The sequence below is a fragment of the Alteromonas sp. ABV4_515 genome, from assembly GCF_056160345.1.
In genome coordinates this window covers 149,827-168,144 of sequence record NZ_JBSWWZ010000004.1, presented here as the reverse complement: position 1 = coordinate 168,144, position 18,318 = coordinate 149,827, and the positions used below count along the sequence as shown (strand labels likewise).

The 18,318-nt window shown below is 49.6% G+C and carries 10 protein-coding genes; 1 reads left to right on the top strand and 9 read right to left on the bottom strand.

What is annotated here, in order from left to right:
- Positions 1-338 precede the first annotated feature (338 nt).
- Positions 339-3,260 (top strand): TonB-dependent receptor domain-containing protein, encoded by a 2,922-nt coding sequence (locus tag ACXAGX_RS10960; RefSeq protein ID WP_474824816.1) that lies wholly within the window; start codon positions 339-341, stop codon positions 3,258-3,260.
- Positions 3,261-3,341: 81 nt separating this feature from the next.
- Here the strand turns inward: ACXAGX_RS10960 and ACXAGX_RS10955 are convergent, their stop codons facing one another.
- The 9 genes from ACXAGX_RS10955 to ACXAGX_RS10915 form a co-directional block, all read right to left on the bottom strand.
- Entirely contained in the window at positions 3,342-4,265 is a 924-nt protein-coding gene (locus ACXAGX_RS10955) for a DUF6492 family protein (RefSeq protein WP_474838312.1), read from the bottom strand.
- A gap of 176 nt (positions 4,266-4,441) precedes the next feature.
- A complete protein-coding gene (locus ACXAGX_RS10950; RefSeq protein ID WP_474838311.1) occupies positions 4,442-7,156 on the bottom strand; it encodes a DUF5695 domain-containing protein in 2,715 nt (904 codons plus the stop codon).
- A gap of 11 nt (positions 7,157-7,167) precedes the next feature.
- The gene (gene lacZ / locus ACXAGX_RS10945; RefSeq protein ID WP_474838309.1) at positions 7,168-10,320 is read right to left on the bottom strand and encodes a beta-galactosidase, LacZ type; all 3,153 of its coding nucleotides are present in this window, start codon (positions 10,318-10,320) and stop codon (positions 7,168-7,170) included.
- 62 nt (positions 10,321-10,382) lie between these two features.
- On the bottom strand, positions 10,383-11,819 hold the full coding sequence (locus tag ACXAGX_RS10940; RefSeq protein ID WP_474838307.1) for an aldehyde dehydrogenase family protein: 1,437 nt from the start codon (positions 11,817-11,819) through the stop codon (positions 10,383-10,385).
- 43 nt (positions 11,820-11,862) lie between these two features.
- Positions 11,863-12,861, bottom strand: coding sequence for a 4-hydroxyproline epimerase (locus ACXAGX_RS10935; RefSeq protein WP_474838305.1), 999 nt, complete (start codon positions 12,859-12,861; stop codon positions 11,863-11,865).
- Between the two features lie 7 nt (positions 12,862-12,868).
- Positions 12,869-13,777 (bottom strand): dihydrodipicolinate synthase family protein, encoded by a 909-nt coding sequence (locus ACXAGX_RS10930; protein WP_474838303.1) that lies wholly within the window; start codon positions 13,775-13,777, stop codon positions 12,869-12,871.
- A gap of 74 nt (positions 13,778-13,851) precedes the next feature.
- On the bottom strand, positions 13,852-15,099 hold the full coding sequence (locus tag ACXAGX_RS10925; protein ID WP_474838301.1) for an NAD(P)/FAD-dependent oxidoreductase: 1,248 nt from the start codon (positions 15,097-15,099) through the stop codon (positions 13,852-13,854).
- A 136-nt stretch (positions 15,100-15,235) separates the two neighbouring features.
- Positions 15,236-15,880, bottom strand: a complete 645-nt coding sequence (locus ACXAGX_RS10920) for a GntR family transcriptional regulator (protein WP_070125872.1) — start codon at positions 15,878-15,880, stop codon at positions 15,236-15,238.
- A 150-nt stretch (positions 15,881-16,030) separates the two neighbouring features.
- Positions 16,031-18,313 (bottom strand): prolyl oligopeptidase family serine peptidase, encoded by a 2,283-nt coding sequence (locus ACXAGX_RS10915; RefSeq protein ID WP_474838299.1) that lies wholly within the window; start codon positions 18,311-18,313, stop codon positions 16,031-16,033.
- Between the last annotated feature and the right edge of the window lie 5 nt (positions 18,314-18,318).

Here is an 18,318-nt window from a genome sequence, read left to right as displayed (position 1 = left end):
CCGGTAAAAGAGCGGGCACTGAACCGCATCTGAGTATTTTACCGTTTCTCTTCACTCACCTCTTACTCTTTCTACACGCAAAATTTTGTCGAGCAAAAATCAATAAAGATAACTTACAAATAGTTCCTTCGTTGGCTAATTTTTACAAAGCGGAATAACTCATTGAATTTAAATAACTAAAATGTAGTCCGCTTGGCCATTAAAAGATATGTTATATAGAATATCGTATAATATATTTGACTTTGCTTCGTAATTGAGTGTTTAGTGTACACGTAGGAAGACACAGAGACGGTCTTCCCAACAATAAAAATATAAAGCTCAACACGTGTGAGGAAGCAATGACTAAACATTCTGCAATCAAAAAAGGAGTGATAGCTGCCATCGCTATGATGAATGCTACGCCCTTGATGGTGCAGGCTCAGGAAGCCGCATCAGAGGGTGCAGAAGTAGAGGCCATAACGGTTACCGGTTCACGCATACAACGCGCTGAATACACAACCAACAGCCCTATTTCTGTTGTGGATGACTCGGAAATTAAATTCCAGGGTGCAACAAGCATTGAATCTGTACTGAATAAAATGCCCCAGTTTACTGCTGACGCGAACGAAAACGTGTCTAACGGCTCTGACGGTACATCACAGATCAACCTGCGAAACCTTGGCTCAAACCGCGTACTGACTTTGGTCAATGGCCAGCGCATGCTGCCTACCATGGGGATGGACGTTAACTTCATCCCGTCAGCGCTGGTAGAGCGGGTTGATGTGGTTACCGGTGGTGCGTCTGCGGTATATGGTTCTGATGCCATTTCCGGGGTAGTTAACTTTATTCTGAAAGACGACCTTAACGGTATCATTTTTGATGTTCAGGGGAGTGGCTATCAGCATAACAACGACGACAGTGCCACGCGCGATCTGGTTACCAGTTATGGTTACGAAGTGCCAGACAGCAGTGTGTGGGACGGCGAGAAGTACGATTTTAACTTTGCTGCTGGTACCGACTTTGTCGATGGTAAAGGGAATATCACATTCTATGCTGGCTATCGTCGTACAGAGCCTGTATTGCAAAGTGAGCGAGACTATTCTGCGTGCGCTATTTCCGCAAACAGTACCTTAGATGGTTATGCCTGTGGTGGTTCAGGAAACAATCCCTGGGGCCGGTTTTCTGTGTTAAGCGGGCCAATGACTGGCGGGTCGTATAACAACGTCAAAGATGGCTCTAAAGAGTGGGATACCTACGGCGATGAATACCTGTATAACTACAATCCGCTGAATTATATTCAACGGGTCGATCGACGTTACACCGCCGGCATGATGACTCACTATGCGGTAACAGATACTGACGAAGTGTATGGTAGCTTCATGTTTATGGACGATCAGAGCTTCTCACAAATTGCACCGTCTGCATTGTGGTTTGGTGACGACTATGCCATTAACTGTGATAACCCATTGATGAGTAGCCAGCAGGCTGCGGCATTGTGTGGCACGTCGGCAGGCACCAGTGAGATTATCGATGCCTATGTGGGTTATCGACTTGATGGTGAAAATGCCCGCCCACGTCGCGACAATCTTCGTCACACCGACTACCGCTTTAATCTGGGTATGCGCGGTGACATCAACGACGGTATTACTTACGACGTAAGCTACCTGCGTACAACCGCGCTGTATCAGGAAACGTTCATGAACGACGTTAACCCTGAGCGGGCTGCGCGTGCGTTGCTAGCAACAGACGTAGACGGTGTTGCAACCTGTAATTCAGTCATTGATGGTAGCGATTCTGCCTGTGTGCCTATTGATGTATTCGCCTACAGCGGTATTTCAGATGAAGCATTTGACTACATCCTTACATCGAACTCTACGGAAAGCACGCAAACCCTCGATGTATTAAGCGCTTTCTCGCAAATCGACCTGGATTACTACGACATTTCTCTGCCATGGGCGATAACGGGCCCTGCGATGGTTGTGGGTTATGAGCACCGTAAAGAAGTGCTGGATTTCGAAGCAGATGCAATTGCGGAATCTTACGGTACTGAAGACGCGTACGGCGTGATTGAAGTCGACGAGGTTTATACCGAAATTGATATTCCGCTGGTGGAAGATGCGTCGTGGGCGAAGTATCTCGGTATCAATGCTGGCCTGCGTTATTCTGAATACACCAATAGCGATGACGAAGGCAATGAATCTGAATACGATGCAACTACTTACAAGTTTGAGCTGAGCTATTCGCCTAATGATGATCTGCGTTTCCGCGCCAGTTTCAACCATGCGATTCGTGCGCCTAATGTGTCTGAGCTGTTTTCCTCACAAGGGTTGGGTAATTACTCCGGTACCGATCCATGTGCGGGTACTAACCCTTCAGCCACCTTTGAACAGTGTGCTCGCACCGGCGTGACTGAAGCCCAGTATGGCAACATCATTGAATGTCCTGCAGAAACTTGTGTGCAGCAATATGGTGGTAATCCGAATCTGCGACCTGAAGAAGCTGACACTTACACCGTCGGTATTGTGATTACGCCGGAAGCGGTTGAAAACCTGTCTGTTTCACTGGACTACTACAACATCAAAGTTGAAGATTACATTGGTTCTATCGATCCAAACCTCATCATCAACCAATGTATTGCAACGGGTAACAGCTATTACTGTGACCTGTTCAACCGTAGCCGCGCCGGTACGCTGTTTGGTACAGATGGCTATGTGACGTCAACCACACTGAATACGGGTTATCTACAAACGTCTGGTGTTGATATCAATGCAAACTATACCTACGAAATGGGCGAGTATGGTTCATTGGGTATGCAGTTGGTGGGTACCTATCTGAACGAAATGGTCACCGAGCCTCAACCTGGACTGGGTACTTACGACTGTAAAGGTCTGTATGGTCCTTCATGTGGTCAGCCCGTGCCTGAGTGGCGTCACAATGCCCGTGCAACTTGGATGATGCCTTGGATGGACGCACAGGTATCGTTGTTATGGCGTTACATGGACAGCGTGAAGCTGAGCTTGAATGAAAGTAATGAGTTCCTGACAGGCACGAATTATGAAATCAATGCAGAAATCGGCTCGTATAGCTATTTCGACCTGGCAGGTAGCATTCCGGTTGGCGACCACCTGGTTTTCCGTGGTGGTATCAACAACCTGTTAGACCGCGATCCTCCTATTATCGTATCCAACGTGCTGAGCTCGTTCGGTAACGGCAATACGTTCCCGGGTATGTACGATCCGCTAGGCCGCTCAATTTACATTGGCCTGACAGCATCGTTCTAATGTAAAACATGAAATAAGAACGCCCTGCTTTTAATAGGCAGGGCGTTTTTTTGTGTGTAATGCGTGATGAGAATAAGATGCTTAGGGCATTTTCAAATCTGACGCGCCAGGCACAAACGGTGCTATTTTTTGCCACGTATTTTCTATATCAAAACGCATACTGCTGTTCACAACGCAGAACAGTCCTTGCCCGTTAGGCGCAAAACTCTGCTCTGGCACCCATTGTTCGAACGGATGAGAGTCGTGGATAAGCAGCAGTTGTGGATAGGCATCCGAACCTGCAGTCACATGATATTTCTCAAGCATGTTACGCTTGAGTGCGCAAAAGTAGTAAAGCGAATATTCAGTCCAGCGACCGCGTAAGTGCCGGTAGAAAGTCCAATTAGACGGAGATTTAGGGTTGTGAAGGCGACACAGTTTATCTACCCAGGAGCCCTTGCCACGCAAGTTTGCGGCTATTTCCTCACCCGTTGCTTCGCTAATATCGCTGGCCATAATGGCAGGCGTAACTGTCATGCCGACTTCCGGGTCGCCAACGTGGTCTGACATTTTCAGAATTCGTGAAGACGACTTCCACCAGCGAGGATGAAGCGCGCGTTTCTCATATTGCAGAAGCGCTTTGCCGTCGGGGATCAACAGCGATTCGGTGAGCGGACGTAAGCATATGGCGTCAGCATCTAACGTCAGATAATAGGGCGTAGACAATTCCCTGGGGGCCGCGAGTTTGATCATCTGTTGCTTGCGCCAGCCTCTCACCTGACGATGGGTGGCGAGTTCTGGCACCATGTCTTCTTCGGAAACAACCCGAATAACAAATTCAGGCCACTTCTTCACTTGCTCCCGGATAACGCTGACTTCATTGGGTGGACAAACAATCAGGATCTCTTTCAGAACCTGGTCTGCGCCAAAGGCGCGAAGCGTAGTGAAAAGTATGTTGGTGCGACCGAGGTCATCAACATCGTAACTGCCTCTGATTGAGAGGGGTAAAATCGCAGATAACAACATAAGCGCGGTAACTTCTTCCCTGAACGTGTTGCTCGCTGGAACGATGACGCTACCCAACGAGCAAAACTGGATTTTTATAGTCCGCTAATAATATGAAAATAAGTAAGAGCTTTATACCCTTCATTGGTCGAATTTCGACAACAAATGTACGAATACCGCGTTCACTTTTCTACCATTTAATTGGCAGTAGCACTTGTTAAAGACAGCACCGTTTTTGTGCTTTTATTCAACGGTAGTGCGATTCTGCCCGCCGTCTTCGAATGCTTTTCTTGTGGCTGATAGGGTTGCCCCAATGAAGCAATGTTTAGCATGGCAGTCGGTGTAAACTTCGTAGCCTCGTCAAGGGTAACGGTGATCTCACTGGAATCACTATGCCAGGTTACCGCACTGAACTTCCCGGCATCCAGTGTGAGCCAAACCTTTGCTGGCGCAATGTAGACTCTGTTACGGAAAGCATCTTTTGGCGTAATGGTTACCGTATTGTCGGTAACCTTGGTTAATCCACCGAAGCCTTGCCAGCCGAACGTTGCATCGTTAATGAGGTAACTGCCAATGGCGAAAGCATGGCCAAAGAAACTTGAGCCGTAGTCTCCGGAGTACGGGTCGAACTCCATATAATCCGGGAAGCTGTGGAAGGCCGCAGAGGCAAAGCCATCCTCATGGATATTGGTGAGTCCGCCCATCATGCCGCCGTAGCCAACCCGCAGCAGATAGGTATCGTCAGGGTTTCTGCGAAAGCTATCAAGCAGTGGAATGGCATTGATGGTGGAGCCATAGTGATGTAATTGACGTTCAATGCGGCTGTCTTTACCCGCGTAAAGGAAATCCCAAAAACGACGAGCGCTGCCGTTGTAACCCCAGTGTGGTTGTGTAAAGTCGTAACCCAAAATCACCTCTCGGGTGAGCTCGGCGGCAGGTGTGTTACCAAAGTAGCGCATCCATGCATACACCTCTTCCTGTCCGGTGGAATCCCAGGGCATTTCACTGCCAAACGGATAGGCCAGTTCTGACCAGTGATCGGCCCGGGCTTTCATGGTCGCTTTCAGTTTGTCAGCCAGCGCATTCATGCCTTCTGCATACAGGTCGTCGAGTATGGCAACGAACACATCGCCTTCCATTTGTCCGAACTGGGCATAGTGCGGAGCAAGTTCAGCCATGGCAATACTGGTTTGCGCTGCCCGTTGCAGGTAAGTTTGCCACGGATGTGTTTTTACCAGCCCTTCATTAAAGCGGGCGAGGCGATAAAGTACCCATTGAGCCGCCGCAACGTGAGGATAGTTGAACGAACGCCCCAAGTTATCAGACTGCTCTTTGCTCCACGAAGCCCAAGTGGTCCAGTTAAAATCGGGATTATACTCGTAATCAGGCAATGCTTCGGGGTCGTAGAAGAACAGGCTCTTCTTCACGCCATGCTTACCTTCGCCTTCGTTTACCTGGAGCCTGCCATCAATAACCTCATTGTAAAAGCGTTCAAACTGCGCAATCTCTTCTGCGTCGGGTTGTCCAAGCTGCTTCATAATGCCTGCCAGCCAGGAGCCCGCGCCGCCTTCATCACTAAGCCCGGCAATCCACACCCGTTGGTCTTGTAGCACAATGTCTTTGGTGTCGTTATCGTAGCTCATGATTGAAGGGCCACGCTTGAAGGGATCATCCTCACCTTCAAACCATTGCTCATCGAACAGGAATTCGCCTAAATCGGAGACAGCCTGCGCCATCCCCTTCGATACAAAATAGTGCACGGTCTGTACGGTGTTGTCTTCATAGGTAATGGTTACGCGGGATTGTCCCCATTGATTACCGGTTACGTTATAAGCTGCCCAGCCATTTTGCGGTGTTGTCGCCTTTACGGTAAGTGCATTAGCAGGCTCTACAGCCAGTGATTTAACCGGGCTGGGTGAATTGAGATACAGCTTTGCAGGCAAGTCTTTGGGCACCACATATCCGGGCAGACCAACGGCTACCGGACGCTGCTGCGCTGATAATATGTCTTCAATTTGCCGTACTTCAGGTGCCAGGGCGAATCGTACTGCGGTGTCAAAACCCTCACCAGGCTTCAGCGTGAGGCTGCGCGGTTCGTTCCACTGCTTCTTGCCTTTCCATTCGTTGTCGGCAAAACCTTTGTTGAACACCATCCAGTCGTAAAAGCCTTCGAAGGTGTGGGTACGCACGGTGGGATCATTGTAAATAACCGGGGAGCCGTCTTCGTGGGTGTCGCCAAGAATGGGCATCCATCCGGTAAGGGGCGCATTTTCTTCCGGCAGTACCAGCAGCGCAGGTCCTTTACCGTTCAGGCGTACCACCTGCACATAGCCTGCATCCATGCCCATGTAGGGTTCGGCGTAATTGGCTTTTTCATGGGCATCATCCAGTTCTCGACCGGAAAGAATGTTATCGAACACCATGGCGATACCCAGACCGCCTATTTCTACCGCGTCGCTGGTGGTATTTTTCAGCGTAAAGCGCAGTACCAGTTGATTGTTGTCTACCGACCAGGTGCGGCTGACATTAAGCGGAATACCGGGTAAGTCGCTGGTAATGTCTGCGTGCATCAATGCGGTTGATGACGTCAGTGTTTTTACCGGCTGTAATTGCAGTGCGCTAGAGTAATCTTGCCATGCACCGCCCGCCTGACGGACGCGCAAATCAATGTCGCCCAGCTGATAGTAGCCAGGTCCTTCGCGCTTACTGTTATGTTCATAAGAAAGGAAATCTACGCCTTTTGCTGCATCAGGTTGCAAAGACAGCAGGGTTTGAGCGCTTTCATCAAAAATCAGTTTCAGACCGGCAGCATTCACGTTTTTTTCAGCTGCGATAGCCGGTGCGCTGGCTGTCGCTACGGCGAGTGCCAGTGAAATAGCGAGGGGCAGTTTTCGTTTGATTACGTGTCGCATAGGTTCCCTTTTCATTGTTGTTGTGGCGTTAGTCGGAAAGATAATTGGTAAGCGTCGCTATCACTTGCAGGAAGCAATCGGTATTTATTGTAGGGTAATGCTCCCCAACTGGTATCACCGCCTAAACCCCGTTGACGCCAGTCAATGTTTACCTCGGTTATTTCTCTAGGCTTGATATCGCTGGTATGCCTATTTGGCCCTTCTTTCGGATGATCGAAGTCGGCGATGGTGTTGTGTAAGGCAGAAAAGTCAAAGGTTGGCATACCGGTGATCTGTAGCGATGGACCCTTGTTGTGTTGCAGTGAAAGCCAACGGGTATCAGCACGGTTGCCATTTTCTTGCGGACGAATATATGGGGTATAGAGTTCGCTTACCGACTGCTGGTAAATACCTAAATCGGCGCTGAATTTACGGTCCTGATAGTTCTCAAACGGGCCTCTTCCATACCATTGCGCCTCATCAAAACCCTCTTTGAGTTGCATCGTCATACCAAACCGAGGCATCTCAGGCAGATCGCTGGCAAGGTCAGCGACAAAGGTCACATCGGCTTGGCCGTCAGGATAAATGCGGTAATGTAGGAAGCCCGAACTATGCAGGGCGTCCAGGGATATCGCGAAATTCAGTTGTACCGCATCATCATCTCGCACCGTTTCGATACCGGTAACCGACACCTTTTCGTCTGCAAATTTGTATGTGTCTGCCGCAATTTCACCGAACTTGTTGCCGTAGTCGTTATCTGTAAGGGCACGCCAGAAGTTTGGTCGCAGTGGAGCCTTAAGGAGCGGTTTGCCTTCAAGCTCAAGTTGCTGAAGCTGCGCGTTTTGTTTGGTGAAGGTATAGCGCGTTTCCCCTGCATGAATCATGATTGTGTGTTCAGTGTCTTTAATCGTAGGCTTATTGGTGGTAACAATGAGCGGCAACGTTGGCGCAGAAGACGTAAGAATAAACTGGTCACTGGCCACTTCATGGCCGGCTGGCAATAGCGCATCGGCGTTATTGCGGGTAAAGCGCACGTTCAGCACGTATTCGTGTTGTTGGCTGAAGTTTTTACCAGATACGCCATCGAGGCTGATAGTCTGGGAAGACTGCGGCGCAATACCAGGAGTCTGGAATGTACCTTGTTCTGTTTTTCGTCCATCTTCTAGTAATTCCCAGTGCGCAGTAAAACCGGAGAGGGAAGTAAAGAAAAAGCGATTGAAAATAATAAGCTGATTATCTTCGGAGAGTTCGGTGTGTATGTTCTGATAAACCTTCTTCACCTCATGTAATGCTGGGTGTGGTGTGCCATCGGAAGCTAGCAAGCCATTGGCACAGAAGTTCCCGGCATGATCGATGCCTGCAGGTTCGAAGTCGCCGCCGTAACCGTAATAGCTTGTGCCATCGGCTTCATGCTTTAATAAACCCTGATCCATCCAATCCCAAATAGCGCCGCCCTGAACCTGCGGGTGCGCGTATACAAATTCCCAGAGTTCTTTGAGATTACCGTTTGAATTGCCCATGGCGTGGGAATATTCCACCCAAATAAACGGCTGATCGTTAAAATTACCGATATATTTTTCGTCGATTTCTTTTTCGGTGGCATACATCCAGCCAATCACGTTGGTCATTTTGCCGGGGTGCCAGGTGCGACGGTTTTCATATTGGGCGATTCGAGTCGGGTCCATGGATTTTGCGAGTTCATATGACGCTTGAATATTCGGGCCGGGACCAATCTCATTGCCCACCGACCAGGAAATGATAGAAGGATGGTTTTTATCCCGTTCAATCATGCCATGCATCCTGTCGACAATGGCTGCTTTGAAGGCAGGATCATTGCCCATGGACATATCTTCGTTGTAGCCATAACCGTGGGCTTCCACATTGGCTTCGTCAATCACGTACAGCCCGTATTTATCTGTAAGCGTGTACCAATAAGGATCGTTAGGATAATGAGAGGTGCGCACCGTATTGATATTGTTCGCCTTCATCATGCGAATATCGTTCAGCATGGCTTCGGGGCTGACTACCTGGCCTGATACTGGGTCATGCTCATGACGGTTCACCCCTTTGATGATGATGGGTTGGCCGTTGACTTTAAGCTGGCCGTTGCTTATTTCCACATTACGAAAACCTACTGGCTGATGCACATACTCGGTGTGGCCGTTTGTGGTTACCGCTATTGTCAGGTCGTAAAGGGTGGGGGATTCCGCCGACCAGGGTTTAATGTCGTCAAATTCAGCAGAAAAGGTGGTTGTGGTTTTTTCATTCTTAACCACCACTGATTTTTCTTGCTGCCAGATTGTGTCACCAGTTGGGTTGTTCAGTGTCAGTTTAACATCAGCACAGTCGGCCCCCTTAGGAATGTGAGCAAGCGTGGTGGTAACGTTGAATTGTCCGCGACGATAGTTGTCACTTAAGCTTGCGGTAACAGCCACATCCCATAAATGCGTTTGCGGTACCGCTTGAATAAATACATCCCGCTGAATGCCACTTAACCGCCAGAAATCCTGATCTTCCAGATAACTGCCGTCGCTCCAGCGATAAACTTCCACAGCAAGTGTGTTATCGCCATCGTGTACCAGCGCTGTGATATCAAATTCAGCGGGCAGCTTACTGTCCTGACTGTATCCAACTTTGACGCCATTAACCCAAACATAATAGGCCGATTTCACGGCACCGAAATGCAGGATCAAACGCTGACCGCTCATACTCTCAGGTAAAGTGAATTCGCGAAGATAGGAGCCTACGGGGCGATATTCCTGCGAAATGAAGGGTTTATTACGGGGAAAAGGGTAACCAGAAGTGGTGTAAACGGGATAATCGTAGCCTTGCATCTGCCAGTTAGACGGCACGAGTATGGTTGGCCAACCACTGGCGTCGAAATTTGGCTGATAGAAATTAACCGGACGACTTTCTGGATTCTCGGAAAAGTGAAACTGCCAGAGACCGTTAAGGGAAAGCAGGCGTTTATTTTCTGATGGGGCGTCACGCATTGCCGCATCAGCCGAATCGTAAGACAGAAAATAGCTTCTATCCGGCAAGCTGTTGATACTGAATATGGCGGGATTTTCCCAGTCATTTTGCGAACTGGCTTCCTTTTCCTGAGTGAGTGAGTCTGCACAACCTGCAATAAGCAGTGGCAGTAAGAACAACAGGGAAGATGCAAAACGTCTGGGAAAATCCATTTAATTTCTCCTTAAAAAAAGCCGCACCACGGAACACGAGCGGTGCGGCTTTCCAACGGAACTTAGCCTTTGAGGTAGGTGGTTTTCATCACCGTATAAAACTGTTTCGCAGCCCGACCTTGTTCTCGGGCACCGTAGCTTGAGGCGCCGACACCGCCAAACGGCACATGGTAATCAATACCGGCGGTTGGCAGATTAATCATCATCATGCCGGCTTTCGCATATCGCTTGAAGTGCTCGGCATATTTGAGTGACGTGGTGCAAAGTCCTGATGATAATCCGTATTTGGAGTCGTTCAGCATTGCAAGACCGGTTTCGTAGTCGGGCACACGGAACATGGCTGCCACCGGACCAAAGATTTCTTCCTGCGCAATGGGATCGCCTGCTTTCGCATGGTCGAACAGGGTTGGCGGGAAGAAACAGGCTGGCAGTGGATCTTTAGTACCACCGAAAACCAGTTTAGACCCTGGAGTGTTTTCCATTACCGCGGTTTGTTCGGTGATCAGCGCTTTTTGTTTTGGTGAAGCCAATGGACCAATATGGGTTGACGGGTCCGTCGGGTCGCCAACCTTCAGCGCAGCGACTTTTTCGGCCAGTCTGGCGGCAAATTTATCCGCGATGCTGTCTTGTACAATAATGCGTGAGCACGCAGTACAACGCTGGCCTGCTGCCAGGAACGCGCCGTTCAGCGCCAAATCTACTGCGCCTTCAAGGTCGGCATCTTCCAATACGATCATGGCATTAACGCCACCCATTTCGGTTTGTACTGGAATGCCACGTTCAGCGGCTGCCATGCGCACTTTTTTACCGGTTGCCACAGAGCCTGTGAAGCTTAGTGCATCAATGCCGCTATGTTCACACATAGCCGCGCCGGTTTCACCACCGCCTAGCACCATGTTTACTGCACCAGGCATAATGCCACCTTCGTGGATGAGTTCCATTAGACGTGCTGCTGTTGCAGACGACACTTCAGATGGCTTCCAAACTACGGTGTTGCCAAAGGCCAGAGCCGGTGCAATTTTCCAGGCCGGAATAGCAATAGGGAAGTTCCACGGCGTGATCTGGCCGATAACACCCACCGGAGCATATTCGATTTCTACCATGGCGCCGTTTCGAGTTGATTCCAGGCGCTCACCAACAATGCGTAAACACTCGCCGGAGAAGAAACCAAAGATGCGGGCTGCACGGCCCACTTCACCCCGGGCATCGCCAAGGGTTTTACCGGTTTCACGGGCAATCAATACCGACAGTTCTTCACTGTTGGCTATGATAAGTTGCTGAATTTTCGCCAGTGCGTCAGAACGTGCTTCAATACCCTGGTCGCGGAATTTGTCGAACGCGGCTGTTGCGTTTGCTACTGCGCTGTCTACTACTGCGGCATCAGCAGAAGGCAGGGTGACTTTTAGGTCGTTATCTTTCGACGGGTTGTGTTGCTCCAGTGCCGCTGCACCTTCTACTACTTGTCCGCCAATATGATGACTCAGATTGATGACTTGCATTAAATCTTCTCTCTTCGTTATGAATAAATGAGTGTGTTATCGCTTAGATAACCTGAAAGCCTTGTGGAAACGGCTCGTCATCGTCTATCCAAATCTGGTTAAATCCAGTGGTGTAAGCTGTGCCCTGGATAGACGGGGTAATTGCGGGAAGGTCGCCTAACGTGGTGACTTCCTCGACCTTGCCGATGAAACGGCTTTTGATATAACTTTCATGTACAAAGGTGTCGCCTGCGTTCAGCCTGCCTTGTGCGGCAAGATGCGCCATTCGTGCCGAGGTGCCGGTACCACAGGGGCTGCGATCGATGGCTTTGTCGCCATAGAACACGGCATTACGACCGTGGGCGTCTGTGGAAGACGGTGTATCTGCCCACAACACGTGACTGACACCGTTAATTGATGGATTCAGCGGATGAACCGGCTGATACTGCTCGCGCACGGCTGTACGGATTTTTGGACTGTATTCAAGGATCTGTGCCGCACTAAGCGAATCCAGCCCTGCGTAATTACCTTGTGGTTCAACAATGGCGTAATAGTTACCACCGTATGCCACATCGACTTTTAAGGTGCCGAGACCCGCCACATCAATAATGATATTTTCTCTGGCCAGATAGCTAGTAACGTTGCGAAGCTTTACCCAAAGTACTTTCTGGCCTTTCATCTCGTATTCGACATGAATCAAACCGGCAGGCGCTTCCATTACCAGTTTACCCGGTGTTTTCGGCGTGATCAGACCGTGTTCTAAGCCGAAGGTAATAATGCCAATAGACCCGTGGCCGCACATAGGCAGGCAGCCACTGGTTTCTATGAAAATCACACCAAAATCTGCATCAGGATGGGCCGGTGGATAGATGAATCCACCTGACATCATGTCGTGACCACGGGGTTCGAACATCATGCCCAGACGGATCCAATCGAAATCCTGCATAAAATGCTGTCGCATTTCGCTCAGGCTTTCGCCCTTGAGCTGCGGATGACCGCCGGTGATCAACCTTACCGGATTACCGGCAGTATGACCGTCGATACAAAAGAAGGTGTGACGCATTTAGCACTTATCCTTGTTGCGTGGGACGAGTAGCAGCTGCTTTCTCGACCATATCAATCACAGCCTGGCGGCGAGCACCGGCCAGTGGCATCCGAGGCATACGTACACGCTCGCTACCGCGGCCCATGATCTCTTCTGCCAGTTTGATGGCCTGAACCAAATCATGGCCGGCATCCAGGTGAAGCAGCGGCATAAACCAGCGGTAAATTTCCAGCGCGCGTTTCATGTCGCCGTTTTCAAACGCTTTTACCAGTTCAACCGATTCCTGAGGGAATGCTGACGTTAAACCTGAAATCCAGGCGCATGCACCCAGCATAAGTCCTTCCAGTGCCACATCGTCCAGACCAGCCAGCACTTTAAAGCGATCGCCGTAGGCATTGATCAAATCAGTAAAGCGACGGGTATCCGAGGCACTTTCTTTGATGGCTACGATGTTGTCTACATCGCGTAACTTTTCTAACGAGTCCAGGCTCATGTTTACGCGGTACGACGTAGGATTGTTATACAACATGATGGGTAAAGAGGTCTCTGCAGCTACCGCACGGAAGTGGGCAACCAACTCATCTTCGGTCGGTACGTAAACCATACCTGGCAGCAGCATCAGTGCATCAACACCGGCTTTCTCGGCATCCTGCGCGAATTTAATGGCATTGGCGGTGGTGAATTCAGACACACCCGCAATGATTGGTGCCGAACCTTTTATTTCTGCGGCTGACGTAATCACCTTTCGTTTTTCTTCTGCACTCAGTGAGTTGTTCTCACCGCAAGTACCAATAATAACCAAGCCATTTACGCCGTCATTAAGCAGGTTTTCAAAGCCTTTTTGGGTGGCATCGAAATCGATATTTAACTCTTTATCGAATTGGGTTGTGGCCGCCGGGAATACGCCGGTCCATTGTGAATCTTGCATTGCCATTAGTTTATATCCTGTCTACTGATTTATCGTAGATTTTATATAGTATACGATATAAAAACAACCCATTGATCTGATTAATTCGTTCGGCGGATCTTAAATCGCTCAATATCAAAGGGTTTCTGCTCGCTTTCGCTATGGTTGCCAGTGATCATTGCTGCCAGTTTTTCGCCGGTAATGGCGCCTAAGGTGAGTCCGAGGTGCTGGTGGCCAAACGCATAGTAGAGGTTACTGGCGCGTTGGCTTTTTCCTATTGCAGGGAGATAATCGGGTAACGTGGGGCGAGCACCCATCCACTTTTTTGCGTCGTCACCAATGGGCAGACCAAGTGCTTTGCAATGTTCGAGCAGTCGTTGCCATTTGCGTTCGTCTGCTGGAGCATCCAAATCGCTGAACTCAACAAAACTGCAGGCTCGCAAGGTATTGGCGAAGCGCGTAACAATCATTGAGCGGTCTTCAAAGACCAGTGGCGGGGTGTTTGATGGCCACATTTCTTCAGTGCAAGATACTTCCAGGTGATAGCCACGTTCGGCAATTAACGGCACGTTAGGATAAATATGCCGAAGCAAACGCCCTGAAGCTGCGCCAGCACACATCACTACCGCATCAAAGTCGCCCTCGAAAGCGGGTATCACTGCTTTCCCGTTGGCTTGCGTTAACGGCGAAATAGCACGATTTTCCCAGTTGCCGCCATTATCGATAATCGCCTTTTTTAGGGTATCTGCCAGAAGCGGTAAGTTTGTAATTCGGCCGGTTCCACTAAAAGCAATTCCGTTTTCTACGTGCGTATGGGTTCGCTGCCGGACTAATTCCATCTGGCTGGGGGCGAGGGCGGTAAACTGCGTATTACCGGTGTTAGAGCCGGACCAATGACGGCTAGCCGCGGTTGCAGAGCCGGCAGATTCCCACACAACCCAGTGTCCGGTGCCTTGATATAAATCGGGCACATGCGCACGGGTTGTCAGCGCTAGCCAGCTTGCTTCAGCCTGATTAACCAGTGAAGCCAGTGCTTCGGTACCGGCCTTGAAGCGTGAAGGCGATGATGCGCGAAGATAGCGCCAAACCCAGCTTGCTACGCCCGGCGAAAACAAGTTGAAATCCAGTGCACCACCTACTCTGAAAAGACGTTTGGGAGCAGTACGAATAGAGGCGTATGAAGAAAGCGGGGTGACCTGTTCAACGGCTATATGCCCGGCATTGTTCCACGAGGGGGCGGTCAATTCCTGACTACTGTCAAAAACCGTTACCTGATAACCCTGCTCTGACAGCACAAAGGCGCTGATTCGACCAATAATACCACCGCCAATAATTGCGACAGACTTCATAGGACCTCTGATTGGATATTGTAGATTGTATACTATATAAAATCATTGCAGGGCGGGCAATAGCGTGCAACACGTTGAATGACATTCGAGGTAATTGAATCAGAAGATATAAAAAAACCGGCAGATGCCGGTTTCTTCAGGAGGGAATTTGCTCGCGTAAGTCTTCGAGCGTGCCTTTGGTGTGTGCTTTAAGCAGCTTTTTGACTGCTTTGCCATCTCTTGCCATCCAGGCATCAAAAATTTCCTGGTGCTCTCGAAACGCATTTGCTTCGCGGTTGGGCGGTTCTAAATGCATGCGAACGTAACGCTCGCTGAGCAAATGCAGCCGTTCTAACAGCACCTGTGTGACCGGTTTGTCCGGCATTTCAGTGAGTGCAAGGTGAAAGGCGCTGTTAACAGTAACCGCCTCTGGAGAGCATTCATCGGCATGGTTTTGCAAGTCGATAAAGATCTCTTTTACCTTTTCGCGTTGCTCATCAGAGGCCTTTTTGCACGCTTCAGCTGCGGCGTCTGGCTCGAGACTCAGTCGCAAATCAAACACATCTTCGGCTTCGTTTACGGTTAATGGGCGAACCAGAAAGCCACGATTGGGATGAGAAATTAATAATCCATCATGTTCCAGGCGGGTAAGTGCTTCCCGAAGTGGGATTTTACTTACGCCTAATGTCTGAGAAAGTGCGTCCTGCCTGATTGGTTTATCCGGCTGCATATCATTTGAGAGAATACGTTCTCGTATGATCTCATAGGCTTGCTCGGAAAGCGTTTTAACAACGATAGCCATTTATTTTTATCACTCCTTTTCTGACCGGATTAGGCAGGTCAGTTGGCCAGGGAATTTAGCATTAACGCATACAGTATAACATTTACCTGTCTAAGGGCGCATCCTGCGGCGAAATAAAAATCTCCCAGCCATAGCTCAGACTGAAGCGGATTATGGTTTATTCCAGTTAGGTGTGCGCTGCTGCTTCATCTTTTCGACAAAAAACGCAAATTGACGACGCTGCGCATAATCCACCGGCCCGGTTGAACGCCCAGCCGAGTGCTCACCGTTAGGAATGACCAGCAAGTCGAAGTCTTTGCCTGCTTTTATCAGAGCATTAACCACCTGCATAGAAGAAGCCGGGTCAACGTTACTGTCTTGCTCACCCACGATGATAAAGATATCGCCAGTCATATTGGCCGCATGCTCGGTGCCAGATGAGGCCACATAGCTTTCATCAACCGGGTAGCCAAGCCATTGTTCATTCCAGCCAATTTTGTCCATGCGGTTATCAAAGCATCCGGCGAAAGCGACGCCTGTGCTGTAAAACTCAGGATGGAAAACCAGCGCACCCAGAGTGCTTTGGCCTCCCGCTGAACCGCCGTAAATACCCACACCGCTTGAAATGTCATACCAGGGATATTTTTCTGCGGCCGCTTGGTGCCAAAGAATGCGATCAGGGAAACCCGAGTCACCGAGGTTTTTCCAGGCTACATCGTGAAAGGCTTTTGAGCGGTTCGCGGTGCCCATGCCGTCCATCTGCACCACTATGAACCCAAGGTTGGCCAGTGCCTGCATGCCGATCACCTTATCGCCGCCGGAGTGATAACCGAATGGCCAGAACGACTTGGGTACAAAGCTGTCGTGAGGGCCGGCGTAGATATTCTCGATAACCGGATACGTTTTATTGGGGTCGAAGTTCTGAGGTTTGACAATTAAGCCCCAGATATCGGATTTACCATCACGGGCTTTTGCCACAAAGGTTTGTGGAAACTGAAAGCCTGCATCCAGCAGTTCGCTGATATCTGCTTCGGCTACTGTACGGATTGGCGTGGCATCGCCCGTTTTATATAGCTTAGTGATATTGGGCAAATCGACTCGTGAGTAAATGTCGATGTAATATTGCATGTCGTCGGAAAAATAAACCTCGTGATTCGCCTTTTCTGGCGTAAGTGCGACTAGGTCGGTGCCATCAAAGTTTATCCGGTAGTAGTGTATGAAGTACGGATCTTCATCTTTATTCATACCATTAGCAGAGAAATAAATCTGACGATTTTCTTCATCCACTTTCTGCACTTCGCGTACGACAAATTCCCCTTCAGTGATTTGCTGTTTCACTTCGCCGGTTTCACCATTAATCAGGTACAAATGAGCCCAGCCATCACGTTCCGAACGCCAGATGATTTCTTTACCGGCATTGTCTACATCGTGGAAAAAGCCGGTCCAGCCGTGTATGAAAGTCTCGGCTGTTTCGCTGACCATGGCATGCACGGCGCCGTTGCTACGATCCATTTGCAGCATTTCTTCCCGCTGGTGGCCGCGCTGCAGGTAACGAACAATGATGCTGTCACTTTTTTTATGCCAACCGTAGATACTCATTTCGTATGCACCGGGAATGCGATCGGGGGCGATACTAAATTGTTTTTTAGCCTTTAAATCAATAATGACGGGTTGATCGAAATCTACCTTGTCGCCAGGTTTTGGGTAGAGCTGGGTAACGACTTTGGGTTGCACCTGATCTTCGGGAGAAGACACTACTCTGGTTACGTAGCGAGGCTCACCAGGAACCACTTTCATGGTGCTCAGTGCCTGGCCATCGGGGGAAAAGCTAATAGAGTCGATGTCATAAAAATTATCTTTCACGCCATCGGTGGTGCGGTATACCTGATTACCGTTGGTGTCGGTAATCAGCAGGTTGAAGCCGTCCTCGGTAACGTTCAATTCTCCATTCTCAGAGGTTATCACGGCGTCGGCCCGACTTACCCGCAAATCACGGACAACCCCAAAACCCCGGGGGCGGGCATCGCCAAAGGAACGCTCAGCGCAATGCATGGTGGCCAGTTCGCATTCCCAGGGCTCGTAGTGTAAGGAAAACTGAATGGCGGTTTCGTCGTGGTTAAATCGGAAGGTTTCAAACGGCAACATTAAGGCTGACATCTCTTCACCGGCGGCCTTACTGAGTGCTTGCGCTAATGCTTCCTGATCGAATGCGGGGCGGATTTTTCCCGTTTCAGCATGTTGAACAAAGTAACCAAAGCCTCCCTCAACGGACTGACGGTAGGCAAATTCATGTTTGTCGTTCAGCCACGAAACAGGAAACATCAGATCCCGGGTTTTGGTGATCCAGTTTTCACGTAGTTTTACCGATGCATCAAAATCACTTTTTGTTAGCGGGGCGGCGGCAACACTGAGTGTTAGAGAAATGGCAATCGTTGCCCCGAATAGCTTTTTCATGGGTT

Bases quoted from the DNA above. Each gene is read 5' to 3' on its own strand.
- ACXAGX_RS10960 (WP_474824816.1), top strand. From the start codon at position 339: ATGACTAAACATTCTGCAATCAAAAAAGGAGTGATAGCTGCCATCGCT.
- ACXAGX_RS10955 (WP_474838312.1), bottom strand. From the start codon at position 4,265: ATGTTGTTATCTGCGATTTTACCCCTCTCAATCAGAGGCAGTTACGAT.
- ACXAGX_RS10950 (WP_474838311.1), bottom strand. From the start codon at position 7,156: ATGCGACACGTAATCAAACGAAAACTGCCCCTCGCTATTTCACTGGCA.
- lacZ (WP_474838309.1), bottom strand. From the start codon at position 10,320: ATGGATTTTCCCAGACGTTTTGCATCTTCCCTGTTGTTCTTACTGCCA.
- ACXAGX_RS10940 (WP_474838307.1), bottom strand. From the start codon at position 11,819: ATGCAAGTCATCAATCTGAGTCATCATATTGGCGGACAAGTAGTAGAA.
- ACXAGX_RS10935 (WP_474838305.1), bottom strand. From the start codon at position 12,861: ATGCGTCACACCTTCTTTTGTATCGACGGTCATACTGCCGGTAATCCG.
- ACXAGX_RS10930 (WP_474838303.1), bottom strand. From the start codon at position 13,777: ATGGCAATGCAAGATTCACAATGGACCGGCGTATTCCCGGCGGCCACA.
- ACXAGX_RS10925 (WP_474838301.1), bottom strand. From the start codon at position 15,099: ATGAAGTCTGTCGCAATTATTGGCGGTGGTATTATTGGTCGAATCAGC.
- ACXAGX_RS10920 (WP_070125872.1), bottom strand. From the start codon at position 15,880: ATGGCTATCGTTGTTAAAACGCTTTCCGAGCAAGCCTATGAGATCATA.
- ACXAGX_RS10915 (WP_474838299.1), bottom strand. From the start codon at position 18,313: ATGAAAAAGCTATTCGGGGCAACGATTGCCATTTCTCTAACACTCAGT.